This window comes from Rhizobacter koreensis, from assembly GCF_013366375.1.
GTDB classification, from domain to species: Bacteria; Pseudomonadota; Gammaproteobacteria; order Burkholderiales; family Burkholderiaceae_C; genus Schlegelella_A; species Schlegelella_A koreensis.
Window position 1 is genome coordinate 47126 of the sequence record NZ_JABWMJ010000001.1, and the last position, 18755, is coordinate 65880.

General features: G+C 70.7%; 13 protein-coding genes. 3 read left to right on the plus strand and 10 right to left on the minus strand.

The window, feature by feature from the left end; all coding sequences use genetic code 11:
• Positions 1–35: 35 nt before the first annotated feature.
• Positions 36–884 (minus strand): PhzF family phenazine biosynthesis protein, encoded by an 849-nt coding sequence (locus tag HQN59_RS00225; RefSeq protein ID WP_176064912.1) that lies wholly within the window; start codon positions 882–884, stop codon positions 36–38.
• The gene (locus HQN59_RS00230; RefSeq protein ID WP_176064914.1) at positions 881–2158 is read right to left on the minus strand and encodes an aminotransferase-like domain-containing protein; all 1278 of its coding nucleotides are present in this window, start codon (positions 2156–2158) and stop codon (positions 881–883) included. The genes HQN59_RS00225 and HQN59_RS00230 overlap by 4 nt, the downstream gene beginning before the upstream one ends.
• Before the next feature lie 110 nt (positions 2159–2268).
• Here HQN59_RS00230 and HQN59_RS00235 point away from each other — a divergent pair, with 110 nt between their 5' ends.
• Positions 2269–3780 (plus strand): aminotransferase-like domain-containing protein, encoded by a 1512-nt coding sequence (locus HQN59_RS00235; RefSeq protein ID WP_176064916.1) that lies wholly within the window; start codon positions 2269–2271, stop codon positions 3778–3780.
• A gap of 91 nt (positions 3781–3871) precedes the next feature.
• Complete coding sequence (locus HQN59_RS00240) at positions 3872–4882, plus strand: sulfate ABC transporter substrate-binding protein (RefSeq protein WP_176064918.1); 1011 nt, start codon at positions 3872–3874, stop codon at positions 4880–4882.
• Between the two features lie 64 nt (positions 4883–4946).
• Here HQN59_RS00240 and HQN59_RS00245 read toward each other — a convergent pair whose 3' ends face one another.
• The 7 genes from HQN59_RS00245 to HQN59_RS00275 all read right to left on the minus strand — a co-directional run bounded on the left by HQN59_RS00245 (position 4947) and on the right by HQN59_RS00275 (position 14139).
• A complete protein-coding gene (locus tag HQN59_RS00245) occupies positions 4947–6911 on the minus strand; it encodes an ATP-binding cassette domain-containing protein (protein ID WP_176064920.1) in 1965 nt (654 codons plus the stop codon).
• 3 nt (positions 6912–6914) lie between these two features.
• Positions 6915–7880, minus strand: coding sequence for a glutathione synthase (gene gshB / locus HQN59_RS00250; protein WP_176064922.1), 966 nt, complete (start codon positions 7878–7880; stop codon positions 6915–6917).
• A 43-nt stretch (positions 7881–7923) separates the two neighbouring features.
• Positions 7924–9798, minus strand: a complete 1875-nt coding sequence (locus tag HQN59_RS00255) for a potassium transporter Kup (RefSeq protein WP_342451082.1) — start codon at positions 9796–9798, stop codon at positions 7924–7926.
• A gap of 40 nt (positions 9799–9838) precedes the next feature.
• Entirely contained in the window at positions 9839–11134 is a 1296-nt protein-coding gene (gene gshA / locus HQN59_RS00260) for a glutamate--cysteine ligase (protein ID WP_176064924.1), read from the minus strand.
• A 266-nt stretch (positions 11135–11400) separates the two neighbouring features.
• A complete protein-coding gene (locus HQN59_RS00265) occupies positions 11401–12987 on the minus strand; it encodes an ammonium transporter (RefSeq protein ID WP_176064926.1) in 1587 nt (528 codons plus the stop codon).
• A gap of 20 nt (positions 12988–13007) precedes the next feature.
• Entirely contained in the window at positions 13008–13346 is a 339-nt protein-coding gene (locus tag HQN59_RS00270) for a P-II family nitrogen regulator (protein ID WP_176064927.1), read from the minus strand.
• Positions 13347–13368: 22 nt separating this feature from the next.
• Positions 13369–14139 (minus strand): TorF family putative porin, encoded by a 771-nt coding sequence (locus HQN59_RS00275; protein WP_176064935.1) that lies wholly within the window; start codon positions 14137–14139, stop codon positions 13369–13371.
• 240 nt (positions 14140–14379) lie between these two features.
• Between HQN59_RS00275 and HQN59_RS00280 the strand changes: the two genes are divergently transcribed.
• A complete protein-coding gene (locus HQN59_RS00280) occupies positions 14380–15903 on the plus strand; it encodes a YifB family Mg chelatase-like AAA ATPase (protein ID WP_176064937.1) in 1524 nt (507 codons plus the stop codon).
• 35 nt (positions 15904–15938) lie between these two features.
• Here the strand turns inward: HQN59_RS00280 and metH are convergent, their stop codons facing one another.
• Positions 15939–18704 carry a methionine synthase gene (gene metH, locus HQN59_RS00285; protein WP_176064945.1) on the minus strand — a complete coding sequence of 922 codons (2766 nt, stop codon included), beginning with the start codon at positions 18702–18704 and terminating at the stop codon, positions 15939–15941.
• Positions 18705–18755 lie beyond the last annotated feature (51 nt).

An 18755-nucleotide genomic window follows, 5' to 3' on the forward strand; every position in this document is an offset into this window, starting at 1 on the left:
CGCGGGGCCCGGGCGGCGTGGCGCCGCCCGTTTTCTCAAGGCAGCGTGACGCTGCCGCGGATGCAGGTGACGCAGTCGCCGCCGATCCAGATCGTCGGGCCGTCCTGTTCGACGTGCACCCGCCCGGCGCGGCCGAGCGCGGTGCCCTGGCTCGCCACGTAGCGCGGCGGCGCGATCCGCGCGCCGATCAGCCACTGCGCGACGCTCGCGTTGAGGCTGCCGGTGACCGGGTCTTCGACCACGCCGGGCGTCGTGAGGAACGCGCGCAGCTCGAAGTGCGGCGTGCCGGCGTGACCGCCTTCGGGCCACGGCGCGACGACACCGAGTTCGAGGCCGGCGAGCAGCGCCGGGTCGGGCACGAGGTTCAGCAGTTCCTCGCGCGAGCCGAGCATCACCGCGACCCAGCCCGGCCCGTTGTCGACCCACTGCGACGCCTTGATCGCGCCGGGCGCGACGCGCAGCGCACGGGCGATGCGGGCCAGCAGCCCGGCGTCGACCGGGCCGCTGCGGCGCAGCGGCGGCGCCGCGAACGCGAGCCGGCCGGCGCCGCGCCGGATCCGCACCAGCCCGACGCCGCATTCCTGCACCACGTCTTCGCCGCGGACACGGCCGCCGGCCGCGAGCCACGCGTGGCAGCTGCCGAGCGTCGGGTGACCGGCGAACGGCAGCTCGCGGCTGGTCGTGAAGATGCGCACCCGGTAGTCGGCGCCGGGCGTCGTCGGCGCAAGCAGGAACGCGGTCTCGCTGAGGTTCATCCAGCGCGCGAACGCCTGCATCTGGCCGGCGTCGAGCCGGTCGGCGCCGTGCACCACGGCGAGCGGGTTGCCGCAGAGCGGCGTGTCGGTGAACACGTCGATCTGCGCGAAGTCGAAGGTCGTCGTCATGCGAGCTCCCGCAGCGCGTCGGCGATCGCGCCGACGCCCGCGTCGATCTGCGCGGCGGTGACGGTGACGAAGGAGAGACGCAGCGTGCGGGCGCCGCTGCCGTCCGCATGGAACGCGGCACCCGGAACGAAGGCGACGCCGCGCGCGACCGCACGCGCCAGCAGCACGCCCGCGTCGACGTGCGCGGGCAGCTCGAGCCAGAAGAACATGCCGCCGCTCGGCGCCTGCCAGCGGCAGCCGAGTCCCGAGCGCGCGCCGAGGTGCGCGTGCAGCGCGGCGTCCATCGCGTCGCGCCCGGTGCGGTAGCGCGCGCGCAGCGCCGGCAGGTGCTCGGCGAGCATTCCGCTTTGCAGCACCGCGCTGACGATGCGCTGGTTCAAGCCCGGCGTGTGGAGGTCCGACGCCTGCTTGGCCTGCACGAACTTCGGCAGCAGGTCGGGCGGCGCGACCAGATAGCCGAGCCGAAGTCCGGGCGCCAGCACCTTCGAGAACGAGCCGAGGTAGACGGTGCCGGCCGGCCAGTGCGTCGCAAGCGGACGCGGCGGCGCGCGGTCGTACCAGAGCTCGCCGTACGGGTTGTCCTCGACGATCGGAACGCGTGCTTCGCGCGCCGCTGCGGCGAGCGCCGCGCGCCGCTCGGCCGGGATGCAGCGCCCGCTCGGATTCTGGAAGTTGGGCAGCAGGTAGACGCAGCGCGCCGGGTCGGCCGCCTCGCCCAGACGACGCAGCGCGGCCGGCGAGGGCCCGTCGACGTCGCCGTCGAGCGCTGCGAAGCGGGCGTCGGCGAGCGTGAACGCCTGCAGCGCGCCGAGGTAGGTGGGCGTCTCGACGGCGACCGTGCTGCCCGGGTCGAGCACGACCTTGCCGACGAGGTCGAGGCCCTGCTGCGAACCGGCCGTGACGAGCACCTGGGCGGGGTCGACGTCCATGCCGTGGCCGGCGAGGTGCTCGGCGACCCAGCCGCGCAGCGGCGCGAAGCCCTCGCTCGGCGCGTACTGCAGCGCCTCGTGCGGCGTCTCGGCGAGCACCCGCGCGGTCGCGGCACGGATCGCGTCGAGCGGAAACGAGAGCGGCGACGGCAGCCCGCCGGCGAGCGAGATCATCCCGGGCTGGTCGGCGAGCTTGAGGATCTCGCGGATCGCCGACGGATTGGCGCGCGCACTGCGGCGCGACACGCGCCACGGCGAGGCGGCAGCGCGCCTGCCGAGCGATTGGTCGGGAAGCGGCGCGGTGGTCGGGTTCGCGGGCAGGTCCTGGGTCACGGTCTCGGGCATGGTGTTCCTCGGTAGCGGGCAACCCAGTCTAGGCCCGCGCACCAGCACAGTACCGGTACACTGCGCGCCAAACAACCGCAGCCTGTACTGGCAGACAGCCGCCACACCGCATGACATCGCCACTCGAACCACCCGCGGCCGCCACGCTGTCGCGCTCGGCACAGGCGGGCCTTGCCGACCAGCTCGCCGAGCGCTTCGCCGGGCCCATCCGGCAGCGTCTGCTCGCGCCCGGGGCGCGGCTGCCGTCGGTGCGCGAGTGCGCGCGCCGCCACGGCGTGAGTGCGCACACCGTGGTCGCCGCGTACGACCAGCTGCTCGCGCTCGGCCTCGTCGAGGCGCGCCCGCAGCGCGGCTTCTTCGTGCGCAGCCGCGGGGCGATCGCGGAGGCGGGTGCTGCTCGCGACCTGCCTGCGGCCGAGGTGATGCGCCACCCGCTGCCGATCAGCGCGACCTCGCTGATCCGCGGCATGTTCCAGCCGCCCGGCGCGCGTCCGATGCCGGGCCTCGGCACGCTGCCGGCGGAGTGGCTCGACCCCATGCTGCTGGCGCGCGCGCTGCGCCAGGTCACGAGCGCCGGCCAGCTCGAGACGACCGCGCTCCACTACGGCGACCCGGCGGGCGACCCGCGCCTGCGCCGCGCGCTCGCGGCGCGCCTCGGCGAGCACGGCATCGGCGCCGGCGTCGCGCAGATCGTCACCAGCGTCGGCGCGACCCACGCGCTCGACATCGTCACCCGCACCCTGCTGCGCGCCGGCGACCGCGTGCTGGTCGACGAGCCGGGCTGGTCGGTCGAGTACGCGCGTCTGGCGGCGCTTGGCCTTGTCATCCTGCCGGTGCCGCGCGGCGACGATGGGCCGGACCTCGCGGCGATGGAGCGCCTGATCAAGGCGCAGCCGGCGGGCGCCAAGCCGCGCCTCTACGTCACGGTGTCGGTGCTGCACAACCCGACCGGCGCCACCCTGACGCCCGGTGCGGCGCACAGGCTGCTGCAGCTCGCGACCCGCCACGATCTGCACGTGCTCGAGGACGACACCTATGCGCACCTGGCGCCGCCGCACCTGCCGCGGCTTGCCGCGCTCGACGGCCTCGAGCGCACGATCTACGTCTCGGGCTTCTCGAAGATCCTGGTGCCCAACTGGCGCGTGGGCTTCCTCGCCGCGCCCGAGCGGCTGATCGAGCGTCTGGTCGACACCAAGCTGCTGACCACGCTGACGTCGCCCGGCCTCACCGAGCAGGCGCTCGCCCACGCGCTCGAGAGCGGGCAGCTGCGTCGGCATGCCGAGCGCGTCGTCGCCAAGCTCGACGCAGCACGTGCCCGCGTCGTCAAGCTGGCGGAGTCGCACGGCTGCCGCTTCGCCGCGACCCCGCGCGGCCTGTTCGGCTGGGTCGATGCCGGCTGCGACACCGAGCGGCTCGCCGAGGCCCTGCTCGACCGCTGGCTGGTCGCGCCCGGCGCGCTGTTCCATGCCGACCATCGGCCGACGACGCTGATGCGGGTCAACTTCGCGACCAGCCAGGACGCCGCGTTCTGGCGCGCGCTGGTCGAGGCGCGCGAACAGCTCGCGACCGGGATTGCGCCCGACGCCGCTGCCGCCCAGGCGCCTCGCTCGGAAACCGCATAACGATGCGCTGAAACGGTCGTTCACGCGACCAAGGGCGCTACCTAGGATGCGCCGCTCCGGGCTTGTCACGCCCTCCTTCGGAGCGCCATCCATGAATCTCTCCCGCCGCTGGATCGTCGCAGTCGCATCGACGCTGGCCCTTGCATCGGCCGGCGCCGTCGCGCGCGACTTCACGCTGCTCAACGTCTCGTACGACCCGACGCGCGAGCTGTACCAGGCCGTCAACGCCGCGTTCGCCGCGAGCTACAAGGCAAAGACCGGCGACACCGTGACGGTGAAGGCGTCGCACGGCGGCTCGGGCAAGCAGGCGCGCTCGATCATCGACGGCATCGACGCCGACGTGGCGACGCTCGCGCTCGCCTACGACATCGACGAGATCGCCGAGCGCGGCAAGCTGCTGCCGGCCGACTGGCAAAAGCGCCTGCCGCACAACAGCTCGCCCTACACGTCGACCTACATCTTCCTGGTGAGGAAGGGCAACCCCAAGGGCGTCAAGGACTGGAGCGATCTCGTCAGGCCGGGGCTCTCGGTGGTCACCGCGAATCCCAAGACCTCGGGCGGCGCGCGCTGGGGCTACCTCGCGGCGTACGGCTACGCGCTGCGCCAGCCGGGCGGCAACGACGCGCAGGCGCGCGACTTCATCGGTCGCCTCTTCCGCAACGTCCCGGTGCTCGACACCGGCGCGCGCGGCTCGACGCTGACGTTCGCGCAACGCGGCATCGGCGACGTGCTGCTCGCCTGGGAAAACGAGGCGCATCTCGCGATCAAGGAGTTCGGCGCCGACAAGTTCGACATCGTCTATCCGCCCACGAGCATCCTTGCCGAGCCGCCGGTTGCGGTGGTCGACAAGGTGGTCGACAAGCGCGGCACCCGCGCGGTCGCGCAGGCCTACCTCGAGTACCTCTACACGCCCGAGGCGCAGGAGATCGTCGCGCGCAACCACTACCGGCCGATCGACCCCAAGGTGCAGGCCAAGTACGCCGCGCAGTTCCCCAAGATCAACCTCTTCACGATCGACGAGGTGTTCGGCGGCTGGACGCGCGCGCAGAAGACCCACTTCGCGGACGGCGGCGTGTTCGACCAGATCTACGCCAGGCACTGACCCGCACGACGCGGGCGCTGCGGGCTCGCGGCGAGTGCCGAGCGGCTGAGCCCGCGGGTGGCGTTCAGCGGGCCTCGAGCGCCTCCCAGCGCTCGAGCGCGTCGAGCAGCTCGGCCTCGATCGCGGGGTAGCGCGCCTGCGCGGCGGCGACCTTCGCAGGCTCCGACACGTACGCGGCGGGGTCGGCGAGCAGCGCGTCGAGCGCCTTCTGCTCGGCCTCGAGCGCCTCGATGCGCGCCGGCAGGGCGTCGAGCTCGCGCTGCTCCTTGTAGCTGAGCTTGCGCGGCTTGAGCGTCGCCGACGCGGGCGCCGCGGCAGGCGCGGCGGCCGCTGCCGCCTCCGCAGGCGTCCGCAGCGCGCCGGCGCGTCCGGCGGCCGCCCGCGCGGCCTCGTCGCGGATCGCGAACGAGCGCTCGCGCTGCGTCTTCCAGTCCTCGTAGCCGCCCTCGTACTCGCGCCAGAGGCCCGGTGCCACGTCGCCTTCCCACGCGATCGTGCTGGTGACCACGTTGTCCAGGAAGCGCCGGTCGTGGCTGACCAGGAACACGGTGCCGGCGTAGTTCTGCAGCAGCTCCTCGAGCAGCTCGAGCGTGTCGATGTCGAGGTCGTTGGTCGGCTCGTCGAGCACCAGCACGTTGGCCGGCAGGGCGAACAGGCGCGCCAGCAGCACCCGGTTGCGCTCGCCGCCCGAGAGCGTGCGCACCGGCGAGTTGGCGCGCTCCGGCGAGAACAGGAAGTCGTTGAGATAGCTCATGACGTGCTTGCGCGCGCCGTTGAACTCGACCCACTCACTGCCCGGGCTGATGGTGTCGGCGAGCGTCGCGTCGAGGTCGAGCGTGCTGCGCATCTGGTCGAAGTACGCCACCTCGAGCCGGCTGCCGCGCCGCACCGTTCCCGACGTGGGCTCGAGCTCGCCAAGGATGAGCTTCAGCAGCGTGGTCTTGCCGGCGCCGTTGGGGCCGATCAGGCCGACCTTGTCGCCGCGCAGGATGGTCGCACTGAAGTCCTTGACGATCAGCTTGTCGGCGCCCCCGGCGGTGCGAAAGCGCATCGACACGTCGCGCAACTCGGCGACGATCTTGCCGCTCGGCACGCCCGAGTCGATCTCGAGCTTGACCTGCCCGAGCGAGTCGCGCCGCGCCTGCCGCTGCGCGCGCAGCTTCTGCAGGCGCTCGATGCGGGCGACGCTGCGCGTGCGGCGCGCCTCCACGCCCTTGCGGATCCAGACCTCCTCCTGCGCCAGCAGCTTGTCGGCACGCGCGTTGGCGAGCGCATCGGCGGCGAGTTGCTCCTCCTTCATGCGCTCGTACGCGCTGAAGTTTCCCGGATACGAGCGCAGCACGCCACGGTCGAGCTCGACGATGCGCGTCGCCACGCCGTCGAGGAACGCGCGGTCGTGGGTGATCAGCATCACGCTGCCCCGAAAGCCGCGCAGCAGCTCCTCGAGCCACGCGATCGAGTCGAGGTCCAGGTGGTTGGTCGGCTCGTCGAGCAGCAGCACGTCGGGAACCGCGACCAGCGCCTGCGCCAGCGCGACGCGCTTCTTCATGCCGCCCGAGAGCTCGTCGATGCGCCGCGTGCCGTCGAGGTGCAGGCGGTCCAGCGTGGTCTCGACGCGCTGCTCCCAATTCCAGGCGTCGAGCGCCTCGATGCGGGTCTGCAAGGCGTCGAGACTCTCGGGGCCTTTCTGCTTCTCGTCGAGGTCGACGCCTTCGGCGTGCGCCTCGTAGCGTTGGCGCACCTCGCGCGCCTCGGCGACGCCTTCGCTGACCGCTTCGAACACGCTGTGCCCCGGCTCGAACGCCGGCTCCTGCGGCACGTAGCGGATGCGCAGCCCCTGCGTGAGCTGCAGCAGGCCGTCGTCGAGCTTCTCGAGTCCCGCCACCACCTTCAACAGCGACGACTTGCCGGCGCCGTTGCGGCCGATGAGCCCGATGCGCTCGCCGGCCTCGAGCGCGAAGCCGGCGTCGTCGAGCAGGGCGACGTGGCCGTAGGCGAGGTGTGCGTTGGAGACGGAAAGGACGGCCATGGATCAGCGTCGGTCGAGCGCGCGCTCGACGGCGTCGATGAACGTGCGGGCGACGTCGAAGCCGGTCTGGTCGGTGATCTCCTGGAAGCAGGTCGGGCTGGTCACGTTGATCTCGGTCAGGCTGTCGCCGATCACGTCGAGGCCGACGAGCAGCAGGCCGCGTGCGGCGAGGATGGGCCCGATGTGCTCGGCGATCTCGCGGTCGCGCTCGCTCAGCGGCTGGGCGACACCCTTGCCGCCGGCCGCGAGGTTGCCGCGGATCTCGCTGCCTTGCGGAATGCGCGCCAGCGAATATGGCACCGGCACGCCGTCGATGACGAGGATGCGCTTGTCGCCCTTGACGATCTCCGGCACGTAGCGCTGCACCATAACCGTGGTCGCGCCACCCTGGTTGAGCGTCTCGACGATCGAGCCGAGGTTCATGCCGTCCGCGCCGACGCGGAAGATCCCGGCGCCGCCCATGCCGTCGAGCGGCTTGAGGATGACGTCGCGGTGCTCGGCGTGGAACGCCTTGAGCGCCGCCGCGTCGCGGGTGACGAGGGTCGGCGCGATGAACTGCGGGAACTCGAGGATGGCGAGCTTTTCCGGGTGATCGCGCAGCGCCGCCGGCTTGTTGAAGACGCGCGCGCCCTCCCGCTCGGCCTGCTGCAGCAGGTGCGTCGCGTAGAAGTATTCGGCGTCGAACGGCGGGTCCTTGCGCATCACGACCGCATCGGTCGCCGCCAGCACGCCGGCGGCGGCCTCGGGCGGGTCGATCTCGATCTCGCGGAACCAGCGCGCCGGATCGCCGGTGAGCTCGACGTGGCGCACCCGCGCGCTCACCTTGGCGCCCTGCTGCCAGCGCAGGTCACGCGGCTCGCAGGCGTAGAGCTGGTGGCCGCGCCGGGCGGCCTCGCGCATCATCGCGAAGGTCGAGTCCTTCTTGATGTTGAAGGCTTCGAGCGGGTCGGCAACGAACAGCAGTTTCATCGGGGTTCTCGTTGATGCGTCGAGCCGCGCACGCGGCCCGGCGTCAGATCTCGACCTTGGAGCCGAGCTCGACGACGCGGTTGGCCGGCAGGCGCAGGAAGTCGGCGGCCGCCGAAGCGTTGCGGTGCATCCCCGCGAACAGCTTCTCGCGCCAGTCGGCCATGCCGCTGCCGAGCGTCGGAATCACGATGTCGCGCGACAGGAAGTACGAGGTGTCCATGTCGTCGATCACGCAGCCGGCCCGGCGCAGCTCGGCGAGCGCCACTGGCACGTCGGGCTCGTCCTTGAAGCCGAAGTTGAGCGTGACCTGCCAGCAGTCGTGGCCAAGCGGCTCCATCTGGTAGCGCTCGTTCGGCGCCACCCACGGCGCTTCGTGGTGCCGCACCGTCACGAACAGGTTCGTCTCGTGCAGCACCTTGTTGTGCTTGAGGTTGTGCAGCAGCGCGTTCGGCGTGAAACCCTGGTCGCTGACCAGGAACACCGCGGTGCCGGGAACCCGGGTCGGCGGGCTGATGAACACCGACTCGAGGAAGCCCTTCAGGTCGATCGCGTCGGAGCGCAGGCTTTCCGACATGAGATGGCGGCCCTGCTTCCAGGTCATCATCAGCATGAACATCATGATGCCGATCAGCACCGGGAACCAGCCGCCGTCGATGACCTTGACGACGTTGGCAGCGAAGAACGTCACGTCGACGACGAAGAAGAAGCCGGTGGCGGCGAAGCACACCCACCACGGGTAGCGCCAGCCGTAGCGGATCACGAAGAACGTCATCGTGGTCGTGATCAGCATGTCGATCGTCACCGCGATCCCGTACGCGGCCGCGAGCTCGCTGCTCGAGCCGAACAGCACGACCGCGAACACGATGCAGACGTAGAGCGCCCAGTTGACGAACGGCACGTAGATCTGGCCGGTCTCGCGCACCGAGGTGTGCATGATGCGCAGGCGCGGCAGGTAGCCGAGCTGGATCGCCTGCTTGGTGACCGAGAACGCGGCGGTGATCAGCGCCTGCGACGCGATCACGGTGGCGCACGTCGCCAGGCCGATCAGCGGATAGAGCGCCCAGCCCGGCGCCATCCCGTAGAACGGGTTGCGCGCGCTCTCGGGATGAGCGAGCAGCAGCGCGCCCTGCCCGAAGTAGTTGAGCACCAGCGCGGGCATCGCGAGAGCGAACCAGGCGATGCGGATCGGGCGCTTGCCGAAGTGACCCATGTCGGCGTAGAGCGCCTCGGCGCCGGTCACGCAGAGCACGATCGCGCCCAGCGCGACGAAGGCGATCCCGGCATGGGCGAAGAGGAAGTCGAGCGCATAGCGCGGGTCGAGCGCCTCGAGCACGCGCGGGTTGGTCGCGATGTGCATGAGGCCGAGCACCGCCAGCACGCCGAACCAGGCCGCCATCAGCGGGCCGAACACCTTCCCGACCTGACTGGTGCCGCGTCGCTGGACGACGAAGAGCAGTGTCAGGACCACCAGGGTGACCGGCACCACGTAGTCGTGCAGGCGCGGCGCGGCGACCTCGAGGCCCTCGACCGCCGACAGCACCGAGATCGCCGGCGTGATGACGCCGTCGCCGAAGAAGATCGCGGTGCCGAAGATCCCGATGAAGAGCAGGCGCTGGCGCAGCGCCGGGCGGTCCTTCACGGCCTGCGAGGCAAGCGCGAGCATCGCGACGAGACCGCCCTCGCCGTTGTTGTCGGCGCGCAGGATCAGGACGACGTACTTGACCGAGACGATGACCGTCAGCGTCCAGAACACCAGCGACAGCACGCCGTAGATGTTCGCCGGCGTGAGCGGCACCCGGCCCTCGGCGAACACCTCCTTCAGGGCGTACAGCGGGCTGGTGCCGATGTCGCCGTAGACGACGCCGATCGCCCCGAGGATCAGCGCCGCGAGGCTCGAGCGGGAATGGCTGCTCTTCACGCGCCTGTCGCCGCCGCCGGGCAGACGGCAGCGATCGCCTTCACTCGTAGACCTCGGCGTCGGGGTCGGTCGCCTCCAGCTCGTAGCTGGCAGCCACCATGGCGAGGCGCGCGATCACGCCGTACATGTAGAACCGGTTCGGCGCGCTGGCACCCGGCTTGGCGCCGGGCTTGGGAAGCTGGTTGCTGCCGGCGAACGCGAGCGGAACGAAGCTCGCCCCGGGCGCGTTGAGGTTCTCGTCGACACCGCGCTCGGCATTCACGCGGTAGAAGCCGCCGACCACGTAGCGGTCGATCATGTAGACCACGGGCTCGGCAGCGGCCTCGTTGATGCGCTCGTAGGTCGGCACGCCCTCCTGGAGGATGACCTCGCTCACCTCCTGGCCGTCCTTGATCACGCTCATCTTGTTGCGCGTGCGACGGCTCAGGTCGGCGAGCTCCTTCGGGTCGCGCACCGTCATGATGCCCATGCCGTAGGTCCCGGCGTCGGCCTTGACGATGAGGAACGGCTTTTCCTGAATGCCGTATTCCTTGTACTTGCGGCGGATTTTGGCCAGCAGCGTCTCGGCGTTGCTGGCCAGGCAGTCGGCGCCCGCGCCCTCGGTGAAGTTGACCTCGCCGCAGTGCGCGAACAGCGGGTTGATCAGCCACGGGTCCATGCCGAGGAGCTTGGCAAACTTCTTCGCGAGCTCCTCGTAGGCCGCGAAGTGCTTCGTCTTGCGGCGCACCGCCCAGCCGGCGTGCAGCGGCGGCAGCAGGTATTGCTGGTGCACGTCGCTCAGCACCTCCGGCAGGCCCGCGGAGAGGTCGTTGTTGAGCAGGATGGTGCAGGGGTCGAAGCCCTTGAGGCCGATCCGGCCGCGCGTGCGCACCAGCGGCTCGATGGTCAGGCTGCTGCCGTCGGGCAGCGCGATCGGCGTCGGCGCGGTCACCGCCGGGTCGAGCGAGCCGAGGCGGACGTTGAGACCCGCCTGGTGGAAGATCTCGACGAGCCGGGCGACGTTCAGCAGGTAGAACGAATTGCGGGTGTGGCTTTCCGGGATCAGCAGCAGGTTCTTGGCTTCCGGACAGATCTTCTCGATCGCCGCCATCGCCGCCTGCACCGCCAGCGGCAGCATTTCCGGGGTGAGATTGTTGAATCCCCCCGGGAACAGGTTGGTGTCGACCGGGGCAAGCTTGAAACCGGCGTTTCGCAGGTCGACCGACGTGTAGAACGGCGGCGTGTGTTCCATCCACTCGAGGCGGAACCAGCGTTCGATCGCCGGCAGCGACTCGAGAATGCGCTGCTCGAGCTCGTTGATCGGGCCGGTCAGCGCAGTGATGAGATGAGGAACCATGACGGTGGGCAGCCTCGGAGCCTGCCGAGGTGCGAGCGGGGACGATTCTAGGCATATGAGGTGCCGGGCCCGGCGCGACAAGGCGAGGTTGCAGCCCGCCGCCGCCGCAGGCGCCGCCCCGCCCCTCCCGCGACGTCTGACCGCATCCGGTGCGGGTCGGGTGCCGCGCCGGCTACGCCGCCCGGCGCCGGCCGGAACGAAGAAAGGGCCTCCGAAGAGGCCCTTCCATGCGGCGAGCGCCGCTCCGGCGCCCGCGAGGGGCGGCGTCAGTTGTGGTACGCCGTCTCGCCGTGCGAGCTGATGTCCAGACCCTCGCGCTCGTCTTCCTCGCTCACGCGCAGGCCGATCACGACGTCGACGATCTTGTAGGCGATCAGCGAGACCACCGCCGACCAGACCACCGTCAGCAGAACCGCTTTCAGCTGGATCCAGACCTGGGCCAGGATCGGCGTCGAGCTCACCGTGCCGGTGACCCAGTCGCCCACGAGGCCGGGGCCGCCGAGCGCCTGGTTGTTGAAGACGCCGGTCAGCAGCGCACCGACGATGCCGCCGACGCCGTGGATGCCGAACACGTCGAGCGAGTCGTCCGCCCCCAGCAGGCGCTTGAGACCACGCACGCCCCACAGGCAGGCGAAGCCGGCGATGAAGCCGATGACGATCGCGCCCATGAAGCCGACGTTGCCGCAAGCCGGGGTGATCGCGACCAGGCCGGCCACCGCGCCCGACGCGGCGCCGAGCATCGACGCCTTGCCCTTGAGCATCGCCTCGCCCAAGCACCACGCCAGCACCGCCGCGGCAGTGGCCGACAGCGTGTTGATGAACGCCAGCACGGCGCCGCTGCTCGCCTCGAGCGCCGAGCCGGCGTTGAAGCCGAACCAGCCGACCCACAGCAGCGCGGCACCCACCATCGTCAGCGTCAGGGAGTGCGGCGTGAACGCCTCGCGCCCGTAGCCGATCCGCTTGCCGACCATGTAGGCGCCGACCAGGCCGGCGACCGCAGCGTTGATGTGGACCACCGTGCCGCCCGCGAAGTCGAGCGCGCCCATCTGCCAGATGAAGCCGGCCTTGCTGTTCATCTCGTCGGCGACGGCCGCCGTGGTGTACGCGTCAGGGCCCATCCAGTACCAGACCATGTGCGCGATCGGCGCATAGCTGAAGGTGAACCAGAGCACCATGAACAGCAGCACGGCCGAGAATTTCATGCGCTCGGCGAACGCGCCGACGATCAGGCAGCAGGTGATCGCCGCGAAGGTGGCCTGGAACGCCATGAACAGCAGCTCGGGCAGCACCACTCCCTTGCTGAAGGTCGCGCCCATCGCATAGGTGCCGTCGGCCGGGTTGAACAGGCCTTTCATGAACAGCCGGTCGAAGCCGCCGAAGAAGGCGTTGCCCTCGGTGAACGCGAGGCTGTAGCCGTACACGCACCAGACCACGACGATCAGCGAGAAGGTCACGAACACCTGCATCAGCACCGACAGCATGTTCTTGCTGCGCACCAGGCCGCCGTAGAACAGCGCCAGGCCGGGGATCGACATCATGATGACGAGCAGCGTCGCGACGATGATCCAGGCGACGTCGCCCTTGTTCGGCGTCGGCGCGGCGGCCGACGCGGCCGGCTGGGCCCCGGTGGCGCCGGCGGTCGCGCCGCTGGTGCCCGGGCCGGCCAGCGCGGCCGAGGCGGCCGACGCCGCCGCGGCCACCGCCGACGCGGCGCTCGACGCGGCCGAGCCGACGTCGGTCGCCACCGCGCTCGCGGTCGACGCCGGCTCGGACGCGGCGGGCTGCGCCAGCGCGGCGCCGTCGAAGCCGAGTGCCGCCGCGAGGAACGCGCCGGCCAGGATGAGTTTCTTCATGGTTGTTGTCTGCATGGCGTTCAGAGGGCGTCCTTGCCGGTTTCGCCGGTGCGGATGCGCACGACCTGCTCGAGCGCCGACACGAAGATCTTCCCGTCGCCGATCTTCCCGGTGCGGGCGGCCGCCTCGACGGCCTCGATGACGCGGTCGACGATGGCGTCGTCCACCGCGGCTTCGATCTTCACCTTGGGCAGGAAGTCGACGACGTACTCGGCGCCGCGGTAGAGCTCGGTGTGGCCCTTCTGACGGCCGAAGCCCTTGACCTCCGTCACCGTCACTCCCTGCACGCCGATCGCGCTCAGCGCCTCGCGAACCTCGTCGAGCTTGAACGGCTTGACGATTGCAGTGACCATCTTCATGGCTGTACCTCCCCGGTCGAAATCAGAATGTCTTCTTGACCGCGACCACGGCGCCGAAGCGGCCGAGGTCGTTGCCCGCCGGCGACGCATACGCGTGGGCGCCGGCGATCTTCTTGGTGTCGGTGCCGACGGCGGCGAGGCTGAACGTGAAGCCGTAGAACTCCTTGGCGACCGTCAGCGAGTAGTCGGTGTACGAGAAGTCGCTGTTGTTGCGCACCCGCTGGTGGCCGACGTGCGGGGTGAGCGTGACGCCGCCGCCGACGTCGAAGTTGGCGGTGAGGTCGAGGTAGCCGCTGTGCTTGCTGTCGGCGGTGCCGAACAGGCGCGTCAGCGCGTGCGAGTACTTGAGGGTCGCCGGGCCAAAGCTGAGCGCGCCGTACAGCTCGAACGTGTTCGGGCTGTAGGTGTTGGGGATGCGGGTGAGCGCGTTGCGCGGGTAGAGGTACTGCAGCACGCCGACGTCGTAGCCGAAGTCGCTCGTGATCTGGCCCTTGTAGCCGCCGTAGAGGTCGAGCTCGACCGGCGAGCGGCGCGTGTTGATGTCGTTGATCTCGCCGGCGTCCTTGATCCAGCGGATCGTCGACGCCCAGGCGCCGACGTAGAAGCCGTTCGGCAGCGCGTAGTCGACGCCGCCCTGCACGGCAGGACGGAAGCGGCTCTGCGAGATGCCGCGGAAGCGGTAGTCGCTGGTCACGCTGACGTTGAACGACAGGGGGTTGGTCTCCTGTGCGGCCGACAGCGTGGGCATCGCGGCAGCGGAAACGGCGGCAAGGGCGAAGGCGAGCGTCTTCATCGGGTCAACTCCAGGCTTGAGAGGGGATCGAGCCCATTTCGCAGCTTCTGTGCCAAGCGGTGTCGAGGCATCCGTGCCCTCGCCGCGCGCAGCGCAGCCGCGCCGGAACCCGGCGGCTGGCGCAGCAAGCACCCGAAAGGTGCATGCGCCACCCCCAATCAACCCGTTCTGGTGCACCCGTCACCGACGGTTGCCGCCGTGGCGTCGCCCTATCCTGCTGCGCAGCACCTGCGCCCCGTGATGTCACTGGCCATCGTCCACAGCCGCTCGATCGACGCGCTCAGTGCTCCCGAGGTGCGCGTGGAGGTCCATCTCGCCAACGGATTGCCGAGCTTTACGCTGGTGGGGCTCGCCGACCTCGAGGTGAAGGAGGCGCGCGAGCGGGTGCGCTCGGCGATCCAGAACAGCGGCCTCGACTTTCCGAACAACAAGCGGATCACCGTCAACCTGGCACCGGCGGACCTGCCGAAGGACTCCGGGCGCTTCGACCTGCCGATCGCGCTCGGCATCCTCGCGGCAGCCGGGCAGATCGACGCGGACCGGCTCGCCGGTTTCGAGTTCGCCGGCGAGCTCTCGCTGGCGGGCGACGTGCGCCCGGTACGGGGCGCGCTCGCGATGGGGCTGGCGCTCCAGCGCTCGGCCGCGTCGACACGCGTGCTCGTGCTGCCGACGGCGAGCGCCCAGGAGGCGGCGCTGGTTCCGGGCCTCGCGTTGCGCGCCGCCGAGCATCTGGCCGACGTGGTCCGCGCCTTCGTCGCCGGCGAGTCGGCGGCAGCCTGCGAGCTGCCCGTGCCGGTGCCCGCGCCGCCGGCGGTCACCGCGGCACGCCCCGACCTGCGCGAGGTCAAGGGACAGGCCGGCGCCAAGCGGGTGCTGGAGATCGCCGCGGCCGGCGGGCACAGCGTCCTGATGGTCGGGCCCCCGGGCACTGGCAAGTCGATGCTGGCGCAGCGCTTCGTCGGCCTGCTGCCGCCGCTCGACACCGACGAGGCACTCGAGTCGGCCGCCATCGCCAGCCTCACCGGCGGCTTCGCGCCCGAGCGCTGGGCCGAGCGCGTGCTGCGCGCGCCGCACCACACCGCCTCGCCGGTGGCGCTGGTCGGCGGCGGCTCGCCACCACAGCCCGGCGAGATCTCGCTCGCTCACCACGGCGTGCTGTTCCTCGACGAACTGCCCGAGTTCCCGCGTGCGGCCCTGGAAGCGCTGCGCGAGCCGCTCGAGACCGGCCGCATCGTCGTCTCGCGCGCGGCGCGGCGCGCCGAGTTCCCGGCGCGCTTTCAGCTCGTCGCCGCGATGAACCCGTGCCCGTGCGGGATGCTCGGCCACCCGCAACGCGCCTGCCGCTGCACGCCCGAGGCGATCGCGCGCTACCAGAGCCGGCTCAGCGGCCCGCTGCTCGACCGCATCGACGCACAGGTCGAAGTGCCGGCGGTGCCGCCGGACGCGCTCGCCGCGGCGCCGCGGGGCGAGTCCACCGCGGTCGTCGCCGCACGGGTGGTGGCGGCGCGCTCGCGTGCCTTGCAGCGCCAGGGCTGCGTCAACACGGAGCTCGCCGGCGACGCGCTCGACCGGCACGCCGCGCTGGATGCCGCGGCGTCGGCGTTCCTGCAGGCAGTCACGCTGCGCCTCGGCTGGTCGGCGCGCAGCTTTCATCGCGTGCTCCGGCTGGCGCGAACGATCGCCGACCTGGCCGAAGCGCCCGCGATCGCTACTCCGCACGTCGCCGAGGCGATCCAGTACCGGCGCGTGCTGACGACCGGCTGAGCTGGTCGCTGCCGCGCCGGCTGTAGAAGACGGGGCTAGAGCAGCGACGCCAGCCCGCGCTCCGCGTCGGCCACGGCGATGCCGCTCCGCGCGGCCCAGTCCTCGACCTGATCGCGGCCGATCTTGCCGACGTTGAAGTACGCCGACTCGGGGTGCGCGATGTAGAAGCCGCTGACGCTCGCCGCCGGCAGCATCGCCAGGCTCTCGGTGAGCTGCATGCAGATCTCGTCGGCGCCGAGCACGCGGAACAGGTCGCTCTTGACGCGGTGGTCCGGGCACGCCGGGTAACCCGGCGCCGGGCGGATGCCGCGGTACTTCTCGGCGACGAGGTCGTCGACCGAGAGCGCCTCGTCGGGCGCGTAGCCCCAGAAGTCGGTGCGCACGCGCTGGTGCAGGCGTTCGGCGAACGCCTCGGCGAGCCGGTCGGCGATCGCCTTCAGCATGATCGAGCTGTAGTCGTCGAGCTCGGCGGCGAACTGGCGCTCCTTCTTCTCGATGCCGAGGCCGGCGGTCACCGCGAAGAGGCCGATGTGGTCCGGGACGCCCGACGCCTTCGGCGCGACGAAGTCCGCAAGACACCGGTTCGGCCGCATCACGCCATCGACCACCGGGCGCACGCTCTGCATGCGCAGGTTGCGCCACGTCATCAGCACCTCGCGGCGCGATTCGTCGGCGTAGATCTCGATGTCGTCGTCGCCGACGCTGTTGGCCGGGTACAGCGCAAGCACGCCGCTGGCGCCGAGCCAGCGGCCGTCGATCGCGCGCCTGAGCATCTGCTGGCCGTCGGCGAGCAGCTTGCGCGCGGCTTCGCCCACCACCGCATCGTCGAGGATCGCGGGGTACGGTCCGGCGAGGTCCCAGGTCTGGAAGAACGGACCCCAGTCGATTGCCGCGGCGATCTCGGCAAGGTCCTGGTTCTTCAGCACGCGCCGGCCGATGAACTTCGGCTGCGGCGCCTGGTAGCTCGACCAGTCGATCTTCGTCTTGTTGGCGCGCGCCTCGGCCAGCGTGACGAGCGGCGTCGCCTTCTTCGACGCGTGCTGGGTGCGCACGCGCTCGTAGTCGGCGGCGATCTCGGCGATCGCGGCGTCCGAGCGCTCCGGGCTCAGCAGGTCGCTGCAGACGCCGACCGAACGGCTCGCGTCGGGCACGTAGACCACCGGGCCCTCGTAGTGCGGCGCGATCTTCACGGCGGTATGGACGCGGCTCGTCGTCGCTCCGCCGATCAGCAGCGGAAGCCGGCGCTCGCGAAAGTACTCGTCGCGCTGCATCTCGGAAGCGACGTGCTGCATCTCCTCGAGGCTCGGCGTGATCAGGCCCGACAGGCCGACGATGTCGGCACCCTCGGCCTTGGCCTTCGCGAGGATGTCCTGGCACGCGACCATCACGCCCATGTTGACGACCTCGAAGTTGTTGCACTGCAGGACCACCGTGACGATGTTCTTGCCGATGTCGTGGACGTCGCCCTTCACGGTGGCGATGACGATCTTGCCCTTCGGCTTGGCCTCGCCGCCCGCATCGACGAGGGCCTGCTTCTCCGCCTCGATGTAGGGCAGCAGGTGGGCGACCGCCTGCTTCATCACGCGCGCCGACTTCACCACCTGCGGCAGGAACATCTTCCCTTGCCCGAACAGATCGCCGACGACGTTCATGCCGGCCATCAGCGGGCCTTCGATCACGTGCAGCGGGCGCCCGCCTTGCGCCTTGATGCGTTGCCAGGCCTCCTCGGTGTCGTCGACGATGAAGTCGGTGATGCCGTGGACCAGCGCGTGGCTCAGCTTCTCGTCGACCGTCTTCGGGTGCTCGGGCGTGCCGCGCCACGCGAGGCGCGTCGACTCGTCGCGAGCCGCGCCCTTGGCGTTCTCGGCGATCTCGACGAGGCGCTCGCCGGCATCGCTTCTCCGGTTCAGCACGACGTCCTCGACGCGCTCGCGCAGCTCGGGGTCGAGGTCGTCGTACACGCCGACCATCCCGGCGTTGACGATCCCCATGTCCATGCCGGCCGCGATCGCGTGGTACAGGAACACCGTGTGGATCGCCTCGCGCACCGGGTCGTTGCCGCGGAACGAGAAGCTCACGTTCGAGACACCCCCCGACACTTTCGCGCCGGGCAGGTTCTGCTTGATCCAGCGCGTCGCCTCGATGAAGTCGACCGCGTAGTTGTCGTGCTCCTCGATGCCGGTCGCGATCGCGAAGATGTTGGGGTCGAAGATGATGTCCTCGGGCGGGAAGCCGACCTCGTCGACCAGGATGCGGTACGCGCGCGCGCAGATCTCGGTCTTGCGCCTGAACGTGTCGGCCTGGCCCTGCTCGTCGAACGCCATCACCACGGCCGCGGCACCGTAACGACGCACCAGCTTGGCCTGCTGGCGGAATGCGGCCTCGCCCTCCTTGAGCGAGATCGAGTTGACGATGCCCTTGCCCTGGATGCACTTGAGGCCGGCCTCGATCACCTCCCACTTCGAGCTGTCGACCATGATCGGCACGCGCGCGATCTCGGGCTCGCCGGCGATCAGGTTGAGGAACCGCACCATGGCGGCCTTCGAATCCAGCATGGCCTCGTCCATGTTGATGTCGATGACCTGCGCGCCGTTCTCGACCTGCTGGCGCGCGACGCCGAGCGCCGCTTCGAATTCGCCGTTCAGGATGAGGCGCGCGAACGCCTTGGAGCCGGTGACGTTGGTGCGCTCGCCGATGTTGACGAAGAGGGATCCGGCGCCGATGAGGACCGGCTCGAGGCCGGAAAGGCGCATCGGCGGCACCGCGGCGGCAGGGGAAGCGGAAGGAACGGAAGAACTCATCGCGGCGTCATCGACAGGGATCGACGCCCGGCACGGTCACCGGGTGCGTCG